The sequence below is a fragment of the Pantoea sp. ANP04 genome (assembly GCF_041982285.1).
GTDB classification, from domain to species: Bacteria; Pseudomonadota; Gammaproteobacteria; order Enterobacterales; family Enterobacteriaceae; genus Pantoea; species Pantoea eucalypti.
This window is the reverse complement of sequence record NZ_JAUTYS010000006.1, coordinates 1-16,225: the sequence shown is the minus strand read 5'-3', so window position 1 is coordinate 16,225 and position 16,225 is coordinate 1. Positions and strand designations below refer to the sequence as shown.

The following is a 16,225-nucleotide window of genomic DNA, read 5'->3' as shown; positions in this document are numbered from 1 at the left end:
ACTGCCTCCACGATAAAACCGGTGGGGTAGTGATCATGGCAGCAACACGTTTAACTTTCTTAGCCGCAGCGATGGCGCTGCTGGCGTTTCGGGCTGATGCAGTCAATGTCACCGTTGCGTACCAGACCTCTGCCGAACCGGCGAAAGTGGCACAGGCTGATGGCAGTTTTGCCAAAGAGAGCGGGGCCAGCGTCGACTGGCGTAAGTTTGACAGCGGTGCAGGCGTATTGCGCGCGCTGGCGTCCGGCGACGTCCAGATTGGCAATATCGGCTCCAGTCCGTTAGCGGTCGCAGCGGCGCAAAAGCTGCCAATCGAAGCGTTTCTGCTTGCCTCACAGCTGGGCAACTCTGAAGCGCTGGTGGTAAAGAAGAACATCATCACTCCCAACGATCTCATCGGCAAGCGCATCGCGGTGCCGTTCATCTCTACCACTCACTACAGCCTGCTTGCTGCACTGAAACACTGGGGCATCAAGCCGTCGCAGGTACAGCTGGTTAATCTGCAGCCGCCTGCGATTATCGCGGCGTGGCAGCGTGGCGACATTGATGGCGCTTACGTCTGGGCGCCTGCGGTGAATGAACTGGAAAAACAGGGCAAAGTGCTGACCGACTCGGCGGCAGTGGGGAGCTGGGGATCGCCGACGCTGGATGTCTGGGTGGTCCGCAAAGATTTCGCTGAGCAGCATCCGGAGATCGTGACCGCATTTGCCCGCAGCGCGCTTGATGCGCAGCAGGCCTATCTTAACAGCCCCGATAGCTGGCTGAAGCAGCCCGATAATCTCAGCAAACTCTCCCGCCTTAGCGGTGTGCCGGAAGCGCAGGTGCCGGATCTGGTGAAGGGCAATACCTACCTCACGGCGCAGCAGCAGGTTGAGCAGCTGGGCAAACCGGTCAATAAAGCGATCGTCGATACTGCGCAGTTTCTGAAAGCACAGGGCCGGGTGCCGCAGGCGGATAACGACTACAGCAGCTATGTGACCTCCCGTTTCGTCGCACCATTAGTTAAACCCTAAGGAGGCACGATGCTGCGTATCGCTCATCTTCATGCCCGTTATGCCGGACAACCGGTGTTGCAGGATATCAATCTGCAGCTGGATAGCCATGAACTGCTGGTGGTGCTCGGCCCCTCCGGCTGCGGCAAAACCACGCTGCTCAATCTGGTTGCCGGATTTCTGCCGGTGGAGTCGGGCAGCATCACGCTGGATAACCAGCCAGTGACGGGGCCTGGTGCGGAGCGCGGCGTGGTGTTTCAGCATGAAGGCTTACTGCCATGGCGTAACGTGCTGGATAACGTTGCCTTTGGTCTGCAGCTGGCGGGGATGTCGCGTCCGGCGCGCGAGGCCATCGCACGGAAGCTCATCAGGCAGGTGGGGCTGGAAGGGGCGGAGAAGCGCGCCATCTGGCAGTTGTCAGGCGGTCAGCGGCAGCGGGTCGGCATTGCACGCGCGCTGGCGACCGATCCGCAACTGCTGCTGCTTGACGAGCCATTTGGCGCACTGGATGCCTTTACCCGCGAGCAGATGCAGACCCTGCTGCTGACGCTGTGGCGCGACAGCGGTAAACAGATCCTGCTGATTACGCACGATATAGAAGAGGCTATTTTCCTGGCCAGCGAACTGATTCTGCTGTCGCCAGGACCCGGCCGCATCGTGGAACGCTTGCGGCCCGGCTTTGGTCAGCGCTTTGCCGCAGGTGAGTCGTGCCGCAGCATAAAATCCGATCCGCAGTTTATCGCCCAGCGCGAATATGTGCTGAGCCGCGTATTTGACCAGCGGGAGGCGTTTGCATGAGCGCGTTAATCCACGACAAGTCTCTGCCGGTGCGCCGTCGTTTGCGCTGGCCATTTTCAACCACGTTCACGCTGAGCATGCTGAGTCTCTCTCTGCTGTTGCTGCTCTGGTGGGGCGTGACCGCGCTGGGCCTGATTGCTCCGCTGTTCCTGCCGTCGCCACAGCAGGTGTTCAGCAAGCTGCTGCTGATTGCCAGCGCCCAGGGCTTTATGGATGCCACGCTGTGGCAGCATCTGGCCGCCAGCCTGACGCGGATGCTGATTGCGCTGACCGCGGCGGCCGTCAGCGGCATTCCGGTGGGGATTATGATGGGCCTCAGCCCGGTAGCTCGCGGTCTGCTTGATCCGCTTATTGAGCTTTATCGCCCGATTCCGCCACTTGCCTATCTGCCGCTGATGGTGATCTGGTTTGGCATTGGTGAGACGTCGAAAATCCTGCTGATCAGCCTGGCCATCTTCGCGCCGGTGACGCTCTCCACGCTGGCCGGGGTGCGTAACACCCAGCAGGTACGGATTCGTGCGGCGCGCTCGCTGGGAGCTAACCGCTGGCAGCTGCTGCGCTGGGTGATTCTGCCGGGCGCGCTGCCGGAGATTCTGACCGGCCTGCGCATTGGGCTCGGGGTGGGCTGGTCAACGCTGGTGGCGGCGGAGCTGATTGCCGCCACGCGTGGCCTCGGTTTTATGGTGCAGTCAGCGGGAGAATTCCTCGCCACCGATGTGGTGCTGGCGGGTATCGCCGTGATCGCTTTTATCGCTTTTAGCTTAGAACTCGGGCTTCGTGCGTTGCAGCGCCGTCTGACGCCCTGGAGTGGAGAACAATCATGAATGAACGTCTGAGTTTTACCCCGCTTGGCCCTTACATAGGCGCGCAGGTCTCAAACCTGGATGTCTCACGGCCATTGAGTGATGCGCAGTTTGAGCAGTTGTATCATGGCTTGCTGCGTCATCAGGTGCTGTTTCTGCGGGACCAGAAAATAACGCCGGAACAGCATCGCGCACTGGCGATCCGTTTTGGCGACCTGCATATCCATCCGGTCTATCCCCATGCGGAGGGCGTCGAAGAGATTATCGTGCTCGATACCCATCAGGATAATCCGCCGGATAATGACAACTGGCACACCGATGTCACCTTTATCGAAACACCGCCGGCTGTCGCGCTGCTGGCCTCCAAAGTCTTACCGGAAGCGGGCGGTGACACGCTTTGGACCAGTGGCATCGCCGCTTACGAGGCGCTGTCAGTGCCTTTTAAGCAGTTGCTGGAGGGTCTCCGCGCCGAGCATGATTTTAAAAAATCATTCCAGGAGTATAAGTACCGCAAAACGGAGGAAGAACATCTGCGCTGGCAGCAGGCGGTGGCAAAACATCCACCCGTGCAGCATCCGGTAATCCGCACGCATCCGGTCAGCGGCAAAAAAGCGCTGTTTGTGAATGAAGGCTTTACCACGCGGATCCTGGATTTAAGCGAGAAGGAGAGTGATGCGGTGCTGGGCTTCCTGTTTGCGCACGCCACCAAACCGGAGTTTCAGGTGCGCTGGCGCTGGCAGCCAGACGATCTGGCTATCTGGGATAATCGGGTCACGCAGCATTATGCCAATGCCGACTATTATCCGGCCCGTCGGATCATGCAGCGGGCAACGGTACTGGGCGACAAACCCCGTTAAAAAGCATCTCCCCGCAAGCGGGGAGATTTTTTATGAGGCCATAATCTGTTCGAGCTGTTCCTGTGCTTCCAGCCACGCCATCTCAACCTCTTCCAGCGCAGATTTACTTTCCGCCTGCCGCTTGAGTGCAGTGGTCAGGTCCGCTTTTCGGCTCTGATCATAAATCGCACTGTCTGCGAGCTGCGCTTCGGCATCGGCCAGCTGGCTCTGCCATTTGCTCATCTGCTTTTCCAGCTTCTCTATCTCTTTGCGCAGCGGCTGGGTCTGGGTGCGCAGTTCGGCATCACGTCGCTTTTGATCTTTACGCGCCTGGGCGCTGTTACCGTTATCCAGTTTCGGCGCGGCATCCTGTTGCGCCTGCTGTTTCTGCAGATCGCTCAGCCACTGCTGATAATCTTCGAGGTCGCCCTCAAACACATCCACTTTGCCATCATGCACCAGATAGAGATCGTCCGTGGTCGCGCGCAGCAGGTGACGGTCATGCGAGACCACCACCAGTGCACCTTCGAAGTCGATCAGCGCTTCGGTCAGCGCCTGGCGCATATCAAGATCCAGGTGGTTGGTTGGTTCATCGAGCAACAGCAGGTTAGGGCGTTGCCAGACAATCAGCGCCAGCACCAGTCGCGCTTTCTCACCGCCGGAGAAGCGCTCAGTGTTCTCCGTGACTTTGTCGCCGCGGAAATCGAAGCCGCCCAGATAGTCGCGCAGCTGCTGTTCCAGCACGTCAGGCGCAATGCGCGACAGATGCTGCAGCGGTGACTCATCGGCCCGCAGGTACTCCAGCTGATGCTGGGCGAAGTAACCAAGCTTGATCCCTTTCGCCAGCCCCATCTTGCCATGCATCGCCTCCAGCTCACCTGCCAGCAGCTTAATCAGGGTGGATTTACCGGCTCCGTTACGTCCCAGCAGGCCGATGCGTGAGCCTGGCACCAGGTTGAGCTTGATCGCGTCGAGAATGATGCGATCGCCATAACCTGCGGTGACCTTCTCCATCTTCATCAGTGGATTAGGCAGGTTTTCCGGCTTGCGGAAGGTGAAGCTGAATGGATTATCAACATGGGCGGGCGCAATCATCTCCATGCGCTCCAGCATCTTGATGCGGCTCTGTGCCTGCTTCGCCTTGGTCGCCTGGGCGCGGAAGCGATCAATGTAGCTGTGCAAATGCGCGACTTTCTCCTGCTGACTCTCATACAGCGCCTGCTGCTGAGCCAGCTTGGCGACGCGCTGCCGTTCAAAGGAGCTGTAGTTGCCGGTATATTCGAACATCGACTCCTGTTCGATATGAATAATTTTGTCGATGACCGGATCGAGGAAGTCACGATCGTGCGAGATTAGGATCAGTGTGCCTTCATAACTTTTCAGCCAGCGCTCCAGCCAGATCACCGCATCGAGATCGAGGTGGTTGGTCGGTTCATCCAGCAACAGCAGATCGGAACGGCAAATCAACGCCTGTGCCAGATTGAGGCGCATGCGCCAGCCACCAGAAAAGTCGCTGACCGGCCGTTGCAACTGCTCCTGACTGAAGCCCAGGCCGTGCAACAGGCTTGAGGCGCGCGCATGAATGCTCCACGCCTGCACCGCGTCCAGCTGGCCATGCAGCAGCGCAATGGCATTGCCATCGTCACGCAGATTGGCGTCCGCCAGCTCGGCTTCAAGCTGACGAAACTGGCGATCGCCATCAATCACGTACTCCAGCGCGGCTTTATCCAGCGCTGGCGTTTCCTGATTCACCCAGGCCAGCGCCCAGTGAGCGGGGAACGTGACGGTGCCGGCATCGCTGGTGATTTCACCTTTTAACAGCGACAGCAGCGTGGATTTCCCACAGCCGTTTTTACCCACCAGCCCGACCTTCTGACCGGGATTAATGGTGGCGGTGGCATTGTCGAGCAGGACGCGGATGCCGCGGCGAATTTGTAAGGCTGAGAAGACAATCATGTAAGCGCCGTATCGTCAGAATATGTTAATTTACTGGCAACATAATGAGATTTTGCTGCGTCGTGCATGGTAGCTGAAAACCGCACCAATGACGACGCTTTGGAGGGAAAGGATGTCGCAGCCACCCAGGGTTTTGCTGCTTTATGCTCATCCGGAATCACAGGATTCGATCGCGAATCGGATTTTGTTACAGCCGGCTCAGGCACTGGAACACGTCACCGTGCACGATCTGTACGCGGCCTATCCGGATTTTTTTATCGATATTCATCATGAACAACAGTTACTGCGCGAACATGACGTGATCATTTTTCAGCATCCGCTCTATACCTACAGCTGTCCGGCATTGCTGAAAGAGTGGCTGGATCGGGTTCTGTCCCGCGGCTTCGCCAATGGCGTGGATGGCAATGCACTTGAAGGTAAATACTGGCGCAGCGTGGTGACGACCGGCGAACCGGAAAGTGCCTTTAAGCAGCAGGGTCTGAACCGCTATTCGCTCAATGACATTATGCGGCCTTTTGAGCTGACCGCCCGGATGTGCCGTATGCACTGGATGCCGCCGATGATTGTTTACATGGCACGTCGTCAGAGTCCTGAATTATTGAAAAATTACGCCCGCGCTTATGGTGACTGGCTCGCGGCACCGCTGCTGAATGGAGGGGTATAGATGGAAGGGCAAACGCTGCTGACCGCGGGGGTGATTTATCTGGTCGCGGCGGTCTTGATTGTACCGGTGGCGGCTCGCCTCGGTATTGGTGCAGTTCTGGGTTATCTGGTGGCGGGTATCGCCATCGGCCCGTGGGGATTAGGTTTTATCAGCGACGTCGACGAGATTCTTCACTTCTCTGAGCTCGGCGTGGTTTTCCTGATGTTTATTATCGGGCTGGAGCTGAACCCGGCAAAGCTGTGGGCGCTGCGCCGCTCCATTTTTGGGGTCGGCGCGGCGCAGGTCATCTTCTCCGCAGCCATTCTCGGCGGCTTATTGTGGCTGACCCATTTTAGCTGGCAGGCGGCGATCATCGGTGGGATTGGCCTGGCGATGTCCTCGACCGCCATGGCGCTGCAGCTGATGATGGATAAAGGCATGAACCGCAGCGAAGCGGGTCAGCTGGGCTTTTCGGTGCTGCTGTTCCAGGATATCGCGGTTATTCCTGCCCTGGCGCTGATCCCGCTGCTGGCCGGGACCGACAGCGGCCATATCGACTGGATGAAGGTTGGCATGAAAGTGCTGGCGTTTGCCGGCATGCTGGTAGGCGGACGCTATCTGCTGCGACCAATCTTCCGTTACATCGCCGCATCGGGCGTGCGCGAGGTCTTTACCGCGGCGTCGCTGCTGCTGGTGCTGGGTTCCGCGCTGTTTATGGATGCGCTGGGCCTGTCGATGGCGCTGGGTACGTTTATTGCCGGGATCCTGCTGGCGGAGAGCGAATACCGCCATGAGCTGGAAGTGGCTATCGACCCGTTCAAAGGTTTACTGCTGGGCCTGTTCTTTATTTCGGTAGGCATGGCGCTCAATCTCGGTGTGCTCTATACCCATATTGTGACCATCCTGCTGGGTGTGGTGACGCTGGTGGCGGTGAAAACAGGGGTGCTCTATGTGCTGGCGCGTATTTATGGCCTGCGCAGTTCAGAGCGACAGCAGTTCGCGGGTGTGCTGAGTCAGGGTGGTGAGTTCGCCTTTGTGCTATTTTCAGCGGCATCCTCGGCAAAGCTCTTCTCAGGCGAGCAACTGCCGATGCTGCTGGTGACGGTGACGCTGTCGATGATGACCACGCCGCTGCTGATGAAGGGAGTCGATCGTCTGCTGGCACGCCGCTTCAACGAGACGGATGAAGATGCAGAAAAACACTTTGTTGAAGATGATCAGCCACAGGTGATTGTGGTGGGCTTTGGTCGCTTCGGTCAGGTGGTGGGACGCTTGTTGATGGCGAACAATAAACGCATCACCGTGCTGGAGCGCGACATCAGTGTGGTAAGTCTGATGCGGAAATATGGCTATAAGGTCTATTACGGCGATGCGACCGAACTGGAGTTACTTCGGGCAGCCGGTGCAGCCAACGCGCAGTCAATTGTCATCACCTGCAATGAACCTGAAGATGTGATGACGATCGTGCATCTGTGCCAGCAGCATTTTCCGCAGCTGCAGATTCAGGCGCGCGCCCGTGGCCGCGTCGAAGCCCATGAGCTGTTACAGGCAGGCGTCACGCAGTTCTCGCGTGAGACCTTCTCCAGTGCGCTGGAGCTGGGACGTAAAACATTGATGACGCTGGGGATGCATCCGCATCAGGCGCACCGCGCCCAGCAACATTTCCGCCGGCTTGATATGCGGATGTTGCGTGAGCTGATGCCTAATCTCTCTGAAAGTGCGGCGCAGGCTTCACGAGTCCGTGAAGCACGGCGTGAACTGGAAGATATCTTCCAGCGCGAAATGCAGCACGAGAAGCGGCAGTTCGACGGCTGGGACGATGACCAATAATCTCTTAAAACAGGCAGAAGCTAATGCGTAAACGTTTTATTGCCGGTGCGACATGCCCGCACTGTCAGGAAAAGGACACGCTGGCGATGTGGCGTGAAAATAATGTTGATGTGGTGGAGTGCGTGAAGTGTGGTCATCAGATGCGCGAGGCGGATAAGCAGGCGCGCGATCAGGTTCGCTCAAATGAACAGGTTATTGGCATTTTCCATCCTGAGTAGCGGAATCGGGCAGCTTTTTTTACGCTTGAACTTACAGCGGGATTGAATTCCGTTACAATTACCGCCATTAAGGCTTAAGTCGCAAGAGAATGTGAAATCCCTCTTGTACTCAGCCCCGAACCTTTCTGGTTGGTGTTATTGCACGCAAGAATAGACCAATGAGACGGGATCTCAGCTCTCAACGGTTAGGAGATATCATGAAAGTAGCAAAAGACCTGGTGGTAAGCCTGGCCTATCAGGTACGTACAGAAGACGGCGTGTTAGTTGACGAGTCACCGGTGAGTGCACCGTTAGACTACCTGCACGGTCATGGTTCCCTGATTTCTGGTCTGGAAAATGCGCTGGAAAACCACATTGCCGGCGACAAGTTTGACGTGCATATCCCGGCAAACGATGCTTACGGTCAGTATGACGACAACCTGGTGCAGCGCGTTCCTAAAGACGTGTTCATGGGTGTTGATGAACTGCAGGTTGGCATGCGTTTCCTGGCAGAGACCGATCAGGGTCCGGTGCCAGTAGAAATCACTGAAGTTGAAGATGAACACGTCGTGGTTGATGGTAACCACATGCTGGCGGGTCAGAACCTGAACTTCAACGTTGAAGTGGTTGCTATCCGTGAAGCCACACCAGAAGAACTGGCTCATGGCCATGTTCACGGTGCAGATGGCCATCATCATGACCACGATCACGGCCATGATCACGACCACGACCATGATCACGGTAAAGGCGGTTGCGGAACTGGCGGTTGCGGTTGCAGCCACTAAGTCTCAACAGTCCTTTAAAGGCCACCTCCGGGTGGCCTTTCTTTTGGTCGTTACTCTGGTTCAGCCCGGCTGAACCGGGGCCAGATGGCCCGCGATCAGTAGTGCGGGGGTGGCGTCTCTTCAGACTGTGAGGCGACCATCGAGGGCGCATTCGCTTTGAGCTTGTCAGTCAAAATGCGCATCTGTTCACGCATTTTATTCATCTCAAGCTCATGCTGAACCACTGCGCTGTTTAGCTGATCGATCGTCATCTCCTGAAAGGCCAGTTTACTCTCTAACGTCTCCAGACGCTGTTCCCACTCAGATTGTTGCATGACCTGTTCCTCTGTTAAGGTGCGACTCGGGGCGTGATTCTACGACCTGAATGCCAGGAATCACCTGTTTTTTTCACTACCTCCAGCGTTGCGCTTGAAAAAAGGCTGCGCGGCATCATCTCTGATGAAACTTCCCGATGTTATAAAGGTCGGAGGTAGACCGGGTAATTACATTGTGGGAGTGTTCGCCACTGCCACGTAAAGTTATAGTGTGGACCCTGAAGTCCGCAATGTTTCCCGAGGTTAGACGCTTCGGTTTTGGAGAATGGATGAAATCACTGTTTAAAGTCACATTGTTAGCTACCACCATGGCTGTTGCACTGAATGCTCCGCTGGCAATGGCGGCAGACACCGCTGCGGCCCCACAGGCTGCACCCGCTGCTGCGCCACAGTCCGCGCCACAGGCACCTAAGAATGCTGCTTTCAAAGATGAAGACCAGCAGTCTGCCTACGCACTGGGTGCTTCACTGGGTCGCTACATGGACAACTCCCTGAAGGAGCAGGAAAAACTGGGCATCAAACTGGATAAGCAGCAGCTGATTGCTGGTGTTCAGGATGCATTTGGTGGTAAGAGCAAACTGTCTGATGAAGAGATTGAGCAGACGCTGCAATCCTTTGAAGGCCGCGTGAAAGGCGCAGCCTCAGCGAAAATGGAAAAAGATGCGAAAGAGAACTCTGAAAAGGGTGAAGCGTTCGCGACCAAATTTGCTAAAGAGAGCGGCGTGAAGAAAACCGAAAGCGGCCTGCTGTATAAAGTTGAGAAAGAAGGGACCGGCGACGAACCTAAAGACAGCGATACCGTAGTGGTGAACTACAAAGGTACGCTGATTGATGGTACTGAATTCGACAACTCTTATACCCGTGGTGAGCCACTCTCGTTCCGTCTGGATGGTGTTATCCCAGGCTGGACCGAAGGTCTGAAGCATGTGAAGAAAGGCGGCAAGATCAAGCTGGTGATCCCACCAAATCTGGCTTACGGCAAAAATGGCGTTCCGGGCATCCCGGCTAACTCCACCCTGGTATTTGATGTTGAACTGCTTGATATCAAACCAGCGCCTAAAGCAGATGAAAAAGCACAGGCGCCTGCGCCTGCTGCGGCAGAAAAAGCGCAGTAATCTGCTGACCGCCGCCTCCGTGCGGCGGTTTCATTTTAGCTTCACGACAAACCTCTGGCATAAGCCGACGACATTTGCCAGACTAATGCCTGCCTAATTATCCCAATATTGAGTCTGCCCATAAGCCGCTGTGACAGGCTCCAGCCATTCAGGGTGATACTCTTCAATGTCTAATCCATTCAATCCGGGTGAACTGAGCGACTTCGATCTTCTGGAGCAGCGCCCGTTCGAACAATCCGATTACGATATTCTGAAATCGTACGAGGCTGTCGTGGATGGCCTGGCGATGCTGATCGGCTCGCATTGTGAAATTGTCCTGCATTCGCTTGAAGATCTTAAGTGTTCGGCCGTACGTATCGCCAATGGAGAACACACCGGTCGTAAAGTCGGTTCGCCTATCACTGATTTAGCCCTGCGTATGCTGCACGACATGCATGGCGCGGACAGCAATGTCTCCCGTGCCTATTTTACGCGCGCCAAAAGCGGCGTGCTGATGAAGTCTGTCACCATTGCGATTCGCAACCGTCAGCAACGGGTCATTGGCCTGCTCTGCATCAACATGAACCTTGATGTGCCGTTTTCACAAATCATGTCGACCTTTATGCCACCCGAGATGCAGCAGGTTGACTCCAATGTCAACTTCGCCAGTTCGGTTGATGATCTGGTGATGCAGACGCTGGAGTTCACCATTGAAGAGGTGAGTGCTGACCGCAATGTATCGAACAACGCCAAGAATCGTCAGATTGTGCTGAACCTGTATGAGAAGGGGATCTTCGACATCAAAGATGCCATCAACCAGGTTGCGGATCGGCTGAACATTTCGAAACACACTGTCTATCTCTACATCCGCCAGTTTAAAAATGGCGACTTTGTGGGACAGGATCGGTAATGCGCTACACCCTGATGGTGACCGGCCCGGCTTATGGGACGCAACAGGCGACCAGTGCATACCTGTTCGCCCGTGCACTGCTGACGGCGGGCCATCAACTCGACAGCGTGTTCTTCTATCGCGAAGGGGTGCTGAATGCTAATCAGCTCACCGCGCCTGCCAGTGATGAATTTGACCTTGTACGTGCGTGGCAGGCCTTGCATCAGGAGCACGGTGTGGCATTGAACATCTGTGTCGCGGCCGCGCTGCGTCGCGGCGTCAGCGATTCGCAGGAAGCGGACCGGCTCCAGTTGGCGGGCAGTAACCTGCAGCCGGGTTTTACCCTGAGTGGGTTGGGTGCGCTGGCGGAAGCCGCGCTGAGCTGTGAACGCATGGTGCAGTTCTGATGAATCGTGTCGCATTTGTTTTTACCCGTGCGCCGCACGGCAGCAGTGCAGGGCGCGAAGGGCTGGATGCCGCGCTGGCCACGGGCGCGCTCAGTGACGATATCGGCCTGTTTTTTATTGGTGATGGCGTATTGCAGCTTAATCTTCATCAGCAACCAGAGACGATTAAGAGCCGTCACTATGCCGCGACCTTTGGCGTGCTGCCGCTGTATGACATTGAACAGTGCTATCTCTGCCAGGACTCCCTGATTGCGCGAGGGTTAAAGGTTGACGCTGACCGGTTGCTGGATGTTACCCTGTTGGACGCGCCGGCACTGCGGCAGATGCTGGCCAGCTACGATCGCATTCTTACTTTCTAAGAGACGTTAATGCTGCACACTTTAATGCACTCACCGGCCTACAGTGATCTTGATACTCTGCTTTTAATGGCGGGCGCCGGAGATGACCTGCTGCTGTTGCAGGATGGAGTGCTGGCCGCCTTAACCGGAAGCCGTGCATTAATGCGGCTCTCAGAGAGCGGCCTGACGCTGTGGGTGCTGGACGAAGATGTTCAGGCTCGCGGTCTCGCTGGACAAATTTCGAGCAGCGTACAGTCAATAGACTATAATGGCTTTGTCACGCTAACGATCAGGCATCAGCAACAAATCGTGTGGTAATCGGCTAAAACCTGGTTATTTCTTGACACCCCTTTGACTCAGCCCTAAAATTCTGCCTCCTCGTAATTCTACGAGGCGATTTATTACGTGTTTACGAAGCAAAAGCAAATCCAGGAGCTATTTAATGGCAACAGTTAACCAGCTGGTTCGCAAACCACGCGTCCGCAAAGTTGCAAAGAGCAACGTGCCGGCGCTGGAAGCTTGCCCGCAAAAACGTGGCGTTTGTACTCGTGTGTACACCACCACTCCTAAGAAACCAAACTCCGCACTGCGTAAAGTCTGCCGTGTGCGTTTGACCAACGGTTTTGAAGTTACCTCCTACATTGGTGGTGAAGGTCATAACCTGCAGGAACACTCCGTGATCCTGATCCGTGGCGGTCGTGTAAAAGACCTGCCAGGTGTGCGTTACCACACCGTTCGTGGCGCGCTTGACTGCTCAGGTGTTAAAGACCGTAAGCAGGCTCGCTCCAAGTACGGCGTGAAGAAGCCAAAGGCTTAATGGTTCTCCGTTAAGTAAGGCCAAACGTTTTAAATTAAATGTCATAATAAACTCATAGAGTTTTGGACAATCCTGAATTAACAACGGAGTATTTCCATGCCACGTCGTCGCGTCATTGGTCAGCGTAAAATTCTGCCAGATCCTAAGTTCGGATCAGAGCTGCTGGCCAAATTTGTAAATATCCTGATGGTAGATGGTAAAAAATCTACTGCAGAATCAATCGTTTATACCGCGCTCGAGACCCTGGCTCAGCGTTCAGGTAAAAACGCACTGGAATCTTTTGAAGTAGCCCTGGAAAACGTGCGTCCGACTGTCGAAGTTAAGTCACGTCGCGTTGGTGGTTCTACTTATCAGGTACCAGTTGAAGTCCGCCCGGTTCGTCGTAATGCTCTGGCAATGCGCTGGATCGTAGATGCTGCTCGTAAACGCGGTGATAAATCAATGGCTCTTCGCCTGGCGAACGAACTTTCTGATGCTGCAGAGAACAAAGGTACTGCAGTGAAGAAACGTGAAGACGTTCACCGCATGGCAGAAGCCAACAAGGCGTTCGCACACTACCGTTGGTAATTACCACGTAGTTAAACCAGCGGGCGCTCAATCAGCCAACCCGCTGGGGTCGACTTACCTTGAACGCCCGAGAATCAGAGGAATCAAATGGCTCGTAAAACACCCATTGCCCGCTACCGTAACATCGGTATCAGTGCGCACATCGACGCCGGTAAGACTACCACTACCGAACGCGTTCTGTTCTACACCGGTGTAAACCACAAAATCGGTGAAGTACATGACGGCGCAGCAACCATGGACTGGATGGAGCAGGAACAGGAACGTGGTATTACCATCACTTCCGCTGCGACCACCTGTTACTGGTCTGGTATGGCAAAGCAGTTCGAACCACACCACATCAACATCATCGACACCCCAGGACACGTTGACTTCACCATCGAAGTTGAACGTTCTATGCGTGTGCTTGATGGCGCGGTAATGGTTTACTGTGCAGTTGGTGGCGTTCAGCCACAGTCTGAGACCGTATGGCGTCAGGCTAACAAATATAAAGTTCCACGCATTGCGTTCGTTAACAAAATGGACCGCATGGGTGCTAACTTCCTGAAAGTTGTTAAACAGATGGAAGTTCGTCTGGGCGCAACTCCAGTTCCTCTGCAGCTGGCTATCGGCGCAGAAGAGAAATTCACCGGTGTTGTTGACCTGGTGAAAATGAAAGCAATCAACTGGAACGACGCAGATCAGGGTGTAACCTTCGACTACGAAGATATCCCAGCTGATATGCAGGAACTGGCTGAAGAATGGCATGCGAAGCTGGTTGAAGCCGCTGCTGAAGGCTCTGATGAGCTGATGGAGAAATTCTTCGGTGGTGAAGAACTGACTGAAGAAGAGATCAAAACATCTCTGCGTAAGCGTGTTCTGAACAACGAAATCATCCTGGTAACCTGTGGTTCTGCATTTAAGAACAAAGGTGTTCAGGCGATGCTGGATGCAGTTGTTGAATATCTGCCAGCACCGACTGACGTTACCGCGATTAACGGTATGCTGGACGACGGTAAAGACACGCCGGCTGTTCGTCACTCTGATGACAACGAGCCGTTTGCTGCACTGGCGTTCAAAATCGCTACCGACCCATTCGTGGGTAACCTGACGTTCTTCCGCGTTTACTCTGGTGTTGTTAACACGGGTGATACCGTATTCAACCCGGTTAAATCAAACCGTGAGCGTCTGGGCCGTATCGTTCAGATGCACGCTAACAAGCGTGAAGAGATTAAAGAAGTTCGTGCGGGTGATATCGCAGCTGCGATCGGCCTGAAAGATGTGACCACTGGTGACACCCTGTGTGACCCAGATAACGTCATCATCCTTGAGCGCATGGAGTTCCCGGAGCCGGTAATCTCTATCGCCGTTGAACCGAAAACCAAAGCTGACCAGGAAAAAATGGGTCTGGCTCTGGGCCGTCTGGCGAAAGAAGACCCATCATTCCGCGTATGGACTGATGAAGAATCTAACCAGACCATCATCGCTGGTATGGGTGAATTGCACCTCGACATCATCGTTGACCGTATGAAGCGTGAGTTCAACGTTGAAGCGAACGTGGGTAAACCACAGGTTGCTTATCGTGAAGCGATTCGTAACAAAGTTACCGATGTTGAAGGTAAACACGCCAAGCAGTCTGGTGGTCGTGGTCAGTACGGTCATGTTGTTATCGACATGTACCCACTGGAGCCAGGTTCTAACCCGAAAGGTTACGAATTCGTCAACGATATCAAAGGTGGTGTGATTCCTGGTGAATACATCCCTGCGGTTGACAAAGGTATTCAGGAACAGCTGAAATCAGGCCCTCTGGCCGGCTATCCGGTTGTGGATCTGGGCGTGCGTCTGCACTTCGGTTCTTACCACGATGTTGACTCCTCAGAACTGGCGTTCAAACTGGCCGCGTCTATTGCCTTCAAACAAGGCTTTAAACAAGCGACACCAGTCCTGCTTGAGCCTATCATGAAGGTTGAAGTTGAAACGCCAGAAGAGAACACGGGTGATGTCATCGGTGACCTTAGCCGTCGTCGTGGTATGCTTAAAGGGCAGGAATCTAACGCTACTGGCGTTCAGATTCACGCTGAAGTTCCGTTGTCTGAGATGTTCGGATACGCAACTCAGCTGCGTTCTCTGACCAAAGGTCGTGCTTCTTACTCCATGGAGTTCCTGAAGTATGACGATGCGCCGAACAACGTAGCGCAGGCCGTTATTGAAGCTCGTAGCAAATAAGCTACGGTTTAAATTTGAACTGATGCCTTCACCTAAAGGGTGAAGGCACAACGTAAGGAATTATCGCCATGGCGAAAGAGCAATTTCAGCGTAACAAACTGCACGTAAACGTGGGCACCATCGGTCACGTCGACCACGGTAAAACCACCCTGACTGCAGCTATCACCACCGTACTGTCTAAAACTTACGGCGGCCAGGCTCGTGCATTCGATCAGATCGATAACGCACCAGAAGAGAAAGCACGTGGTATCACCATCAACACTTCACACGTTGAGTATGAAACCCCAACCCGCCACTATGCGCACGTTGACTGCCCAGGCCACGCCGACTATGTGAAAAACATGATCACCGGTGCTGCGCAGATGGACGGCGCGATCCTGGTTGTTGCTGCGACTGATGGCCCAATGCCACAGACCCGTGAGCACATCCTGCTGGGTCGTCAGGTTGGCGTTCCTTACATCATCGTGTTCCTGAACAAGTGTGACATGGTTGATGATGAAGAGCTGCTGGAACTGGTAGAAATGGAAGTTCGTGACCTGCTGTCAGCATATGACTTCCCAGGCGACGACACTCCAATCGTTCGTGGTTCTGCTCTGAAAGCGCTGGAAGGCGAAGCTGAGTGGGAAGCGAAAATCATCGAACTGGCTGAGCATCTGGATAACTACATCCCAGAACCACAGCGTGCGATCGATATGCCGTTCCTGCTGCCAATCGAAGACGTATTCTCAATCTCTGGCCGTGGTACTGTTGTTACCGG

19 protein-coding genes are annotated in these 16,225 nt (G+C 54.8%); 17 read left to right on the top strand and 2 right to left on the bottom strand.

Annotated features, from left to right (window positions below):
- Positions 1 to 35: 35 nt before the first annotated feature.
- From tauA to tauD, 4 genes are read left to right on the top strand one after another with little or no spacing between them, the layout of a single operon-like run.
- On the top strand, positions 36 to 1,013 hold the full coding sequence (tauA, locus tag Q7C21_RS10025) for a taurine ABC transporter substrate-binding protein (RefSeq protein ID WP_082040849.1): 978 nt from the start codon (positions 36 to 38) through the stop codon (positions 1,011 to 1,013).
- Positions 1,014 to 1,022: 9 nt separating this feature from the next.
- On the top strand, positions 1,023 to 1,790 hold the full coding sequence (gene tauB, locus Q7C21_RS10020) for a taurine ABC transporter ATP-binding subunit (RefSeq protein ID WP_039660809.1): 768 nt from the start codon (positions 1,023 to 1,025) through the stop codon (positions 1,788 to 1,790).
- Entirely contained in the window at positions 1,787 to 2,614 is an 828-nt protein-coding gene (gene tauC, locus Q7C21_RS10015; protein WP_110410952.1) for a taurine ABC transporter permease TauC, read from the top strand. Before tauB ends, tauC begins: the two co-directional genes overlap by 4 nt.
- Positions 2,611 to 3,450: a taurine dioxygenase gene (gene tauD, locus Q7C21_RS10010; RefSeq protein WP_003852933.1), complete on the top strand. Its 840-nt coding sequence runs from the start codon at positions 2,611 to 2,613 to the stop codon at positions 3,448 to 3,450. The genes tauC and tauD overlap by 4 nt, the downstream gene beginning before the upstream one ends.
- Positions 3,451 to 3,480: 30 nt before the next feature.
- Here tauD and Q7C21_RS10005 read toward each other — a convergent pair whose 3' ends face one another.
- On the bottom strand, positions 3,481 to 5,385 hold the full coding sequence (locus Q7C21_RS10005; protein ID WP_003852931.1) for an ABC transporter ATP-binding protein: 1,905 nt from the start codon (positions 5,383 to 5,385) through the stop codon (positions 3,481 to 3,483).
- Positions 5,386 to 5,497: 112 nt separating this feature from the next.
- On the opposite strand from Q7C21_RS10005, the gene kefG reads away from it, so the two are divergent.
- From kefG to slyD, 4 genes are all read left to right on the top strand, one after another.
- A complete protein-coding gene (gene kefG / locus Q7C21_RS10000; RefSeq protein WP_003852930.1) occupies positions 5,498 to 6,049 on the top strand; it encodes a glutathione-regulated potassium-efflux system ancillary protein KefG in 552 nt (183 codons plus the stop codon).
- Positions 6,050 to 7,858, top strand: coding sequence for a glutathione-regulated potassium-efflux system protein KefB (gene kefB / locus Q7C21_RS09995; RefSeq protein WP_003852928.1), 1,809 nt, complete (start codon positions 6,050 to 6,052; stop codon positions 7,856 to 7,858).
- A 23-nt stretch (positions 7,859 to 7,881) separates the two neighbouring features.
- Positions 7,882 to 8,076 (top strand): YheV family putative zinc ribbon protein, encoded by a 195-nt coding sequence (locus Q7C21_RS09990; protein ID WP_003852926.1) that lies wholly within the window; start codon positions 7,882 to 7,884, stop codon positions 8,074 to 8,076.
- 197 nt (positions 8,077 to 8,273) lie between these two features.
- On the top strand, positions 8,274 to 8,840 hold the full coding sequence (slyD, locus tag Q7C21_RS09985) for a peptidylprolyl isomerase (protein WP_003852924.1): 567 nt from the start codon (positions 8,274 to 8,276) through the stop codon (positions 8,838 to 8,840).
- A 95-nt stretch (positions 8,841 to 8,935) separates the two neighbouring features.
- Here the strand turns inward: slyD and Q7C21_RS09980 are convergent, their stop codons facing one another.
- Positions 8,936 to 9,154: a SlyX family protein gene (locus Q7C21_RS09980; protein ID WP_003852923.1), complete on the bottom strand. Its 219-nt coding sequence runs from the start codon at positions 9,152 to 9,154 to the stop codon at positions 8,936 to 8,938.
- Between the two features lie 269 nt (positions 9,155 to 9,423).
- Here Q7C21_RS09980 and fkpA point away from each other — a divergent pair, with 269 nt between their 5' ends.
- The 9 genes from fkpA to Q7C21_RS09935 all read left to right on the top strand — a co-directional run.
- Positions 9,424 to 10,269 carry an FKBP-type peptidyl-prolyl cis-trans isomerase gene (gene fkpA / locus Q7C21_RS09975; RefSeq protein ID WP_375150698.1) on the top strand — a complete coding sequence of 282 codons (846 nt, stop codon included), beginning with the start codon at positions 9,424 to 9,426 and terminating at the stop codon, positions 10,267 to 10,269.
- A gap of 166 nt (positions 10,270 to 10,435) precedes the next feature.
- Positions 10,436 to 11,158 carry a transcriptional regulator gene (locus tag Q7C21_RS09970; protein WP_003852919.1) on the top strand — a complete coding sequence of 241 codons (723 nt, stop codon included), beginning with the start codon at positions 10,436 to 10,438 and terminating at the stop codon, positions 11,156 to 11,158.
- A complete protein-coding gene (gene tusD / locus Q7C21_RS09965; protein ID WP_008926259.1) occupies positions 11,158 to 11,544 on the top strand; it encodes a sulfurtransferase complex subunit TusD in 387 nt (128 codons plus the stop codon). Before Q7C21_RS09970 ends, tusD begins: the two co-directional genes overlap by 1 nt.
- On the top strand, positions 11,544 to 11,903 hold the full coding sequence (gene tusC / locus Q7C21_RS09960; RefSeq protein WP_008926258.1) for a sulfurtransferase complex subunit TusC: 360 nt from the start codon (positions 11,544 to 11,546) through the stop codon (positions 11,901 to 11,903). The genes tusD and tusC overlap by 1 nt, the downstream gene beginning before the upstream one ends.
- A gap of 9 nt (positions 11,904 to 11,912) precedes the next feature.
- On the top strand, positions 11,913 to 12,200 hold the full coding sequence (tusB, locus tag Q7C21_RS09955) for a sulfurtransferase complex subunit TusB (protein WP_003852914.1): 288 nt from the start codon (positions 11,913 to 11,915) through the stop codon (positions 12,198 to 12,200).
- A gap of 124 nt (positions 12,201 to 12,324) precedes the next feature.
- Entirely contained in the window at positions 12,325 to 12,699 is a 375-nt protein-coding gene (rpsL, locus tag Q7C21_RS09950) for a 30S ribosomal protein S12 (protein ID WP_003852912.1), read from the top strand.
- A 96-nt stretch (positions 12,700 to 12,795) separates the two neighbouring features.
- Positions 12,796 to 13,266: a 30S ribosomal protein S7 gene (rpsG, locus tag Q7C21_RS09945; protein WP_003852909.1), complete on the top strand. Its 471-nt coding sequence runs from the start codon at positions 12,796 to 12,798 to the stop codon at positions 13,264 to 13,266.
- Between the two features lie 87 nt (positions 13,267 to 13,353).
- Complete coding sequence (fusA, locus tag Q7C21_RS09940) at positions 13,354 to 15,468, top strand: elongation factor G (RefSeq protein ID WP_003852908.1); 2,115 nt, start codon at positions 13,354 to 13,356, stop codon at positions 15,466 to 15,468.
- 68 nt (positions 15,469 to 15,536) lie between these two features.
- The coding region (locus Q7C21_RS09935; protein ID WP_260059390.1) for a GTP-binding protein at positions 15,537 to 16,225 on the top strand (689 nt) is incomplete at its 3' end.

Excerpts from the sequence above, each read along its gene's own strand:
- tauA (WP_082040849.1), top strand. The coding sequence starts at position 36 with ATGGCAGCAACACGTTTAACTTTCTTAGCCGCAGCGATGGCGCTGCTG.
- tauB (WP_039660809.1), top strand. The coding sequence starts at position 1,023 with ATGCTGCGTATCGCTCATCTTCATGCCCGTTATGCCGGACAACCGGTG.
- tauC (WP_110410952.1), top strand. The coding sequence starts at position 1,787 with ATGAGCGCGTTAATCCACGACAAGTCTCTGCCGGTGCGCCGTCGTTTG.
- tauD (WP_003852933.1), top strand. The coding sequence starts at position 2,611 with ATGAATGAACGTCTGAGTTTTACCCCGCTTGGCCCTTACATAGGCGCG.
- Q7C21_RS10005 (WP_003852931.1), bottom strand. The coding sequence starts at position 5,385 with ATGATTGTCTTCTCAGCCTTACAAATTCGCCGCGGCATCCGCGTCCTG.
- kefG (WP_003852930.1), top strand. The coding sequence starts at position 5,498 with ATGTCGCAGCCACCCAGGGTTTTGCTGCTTTATGCTCATCCGGAATCA.
- kefB (WP_003852928.1), top strand. The coding sequence starts at position 6,050 with ATGGAAGGGCAAACGCTGCTGACCGCGGGGGTGATTTATCTGGTCGCG.
- Q7C21_RS09990 (WP_003852926.1), top strand. The coding sequence starts at position 7,882 with ATGCGTAAACGTTTTATTGCCGGTGCGACATGCCCGCACTGTCAGGAA.
- slyD (WP_003852924.1), top strand. The coding sequence starts at position 8,274 with ATGAAAGTAGCAAAAGACCTGGTGGTAAGCCTGGCCTATCAGGTACGT.
- Q7C21_RS09980 (WP_003852923.1), bottom strand. The coding sequence starts at position 9,154 with ATGCAACAATCTGAGTGGGAACAGCGTCTGGAGACGTTAGAGAGTAAA.
- fkpA (WP_375150698.1), top strand. The coding sequence starts at position 9,424 with ATGAAATCACTGTTTAAAGTCACATTGTTAGCTACCACCATGGCTGTT.
- Q7C21_RS09970 (WP_003852919.1), top strand. The coding sequence starts at position 10,436 with ATGTCTAATCCATTCAATCCGGGTGAACTGAGCGACTTCGATCTTCTG.
- tusD (WP_008926259.1), top strand. The coding sequence starts at position 11,158 with ATGCGCTACACCCTGATGGTGACCGGCCCGGCTTATGGGACGCAACAG.
- tusC (WP_008926258.1), top strand. The coding sequence starts at position 11,544 with ATGAATCGTGTCGCATTTGTTTTTACCCGTGCGCCGCACGGCAGCAGT.
- tusB (WP_003852914.1), top strand. The coding sequence starts at position 11,913 with ATGCTGCACACTTTAATGCACTCACCGGCCTACAGTGATCTTGATACT.
- rpsL (WP_003852912.1), top strand. The coding sequence starts at position 12,325 with ATGGCAACAGTTAACCAGCTGGTTCGCAAACCACGCGTCCGCAAAGTT.
- rpsG (WP_003852909.1), top strand. The coding sequence starts at position 12,796 with ATGCCACGTCGTCGCGTCATTGGTCAGCGTAAAATTCTGCCAGATCCT.
- fusA (WP_003852908.1), top strand. The coding sequence starts at position 13,354 with ATGGCTCGTAAAACACCCATTGCCCGCTACCGTAACATCGGTATCAGT.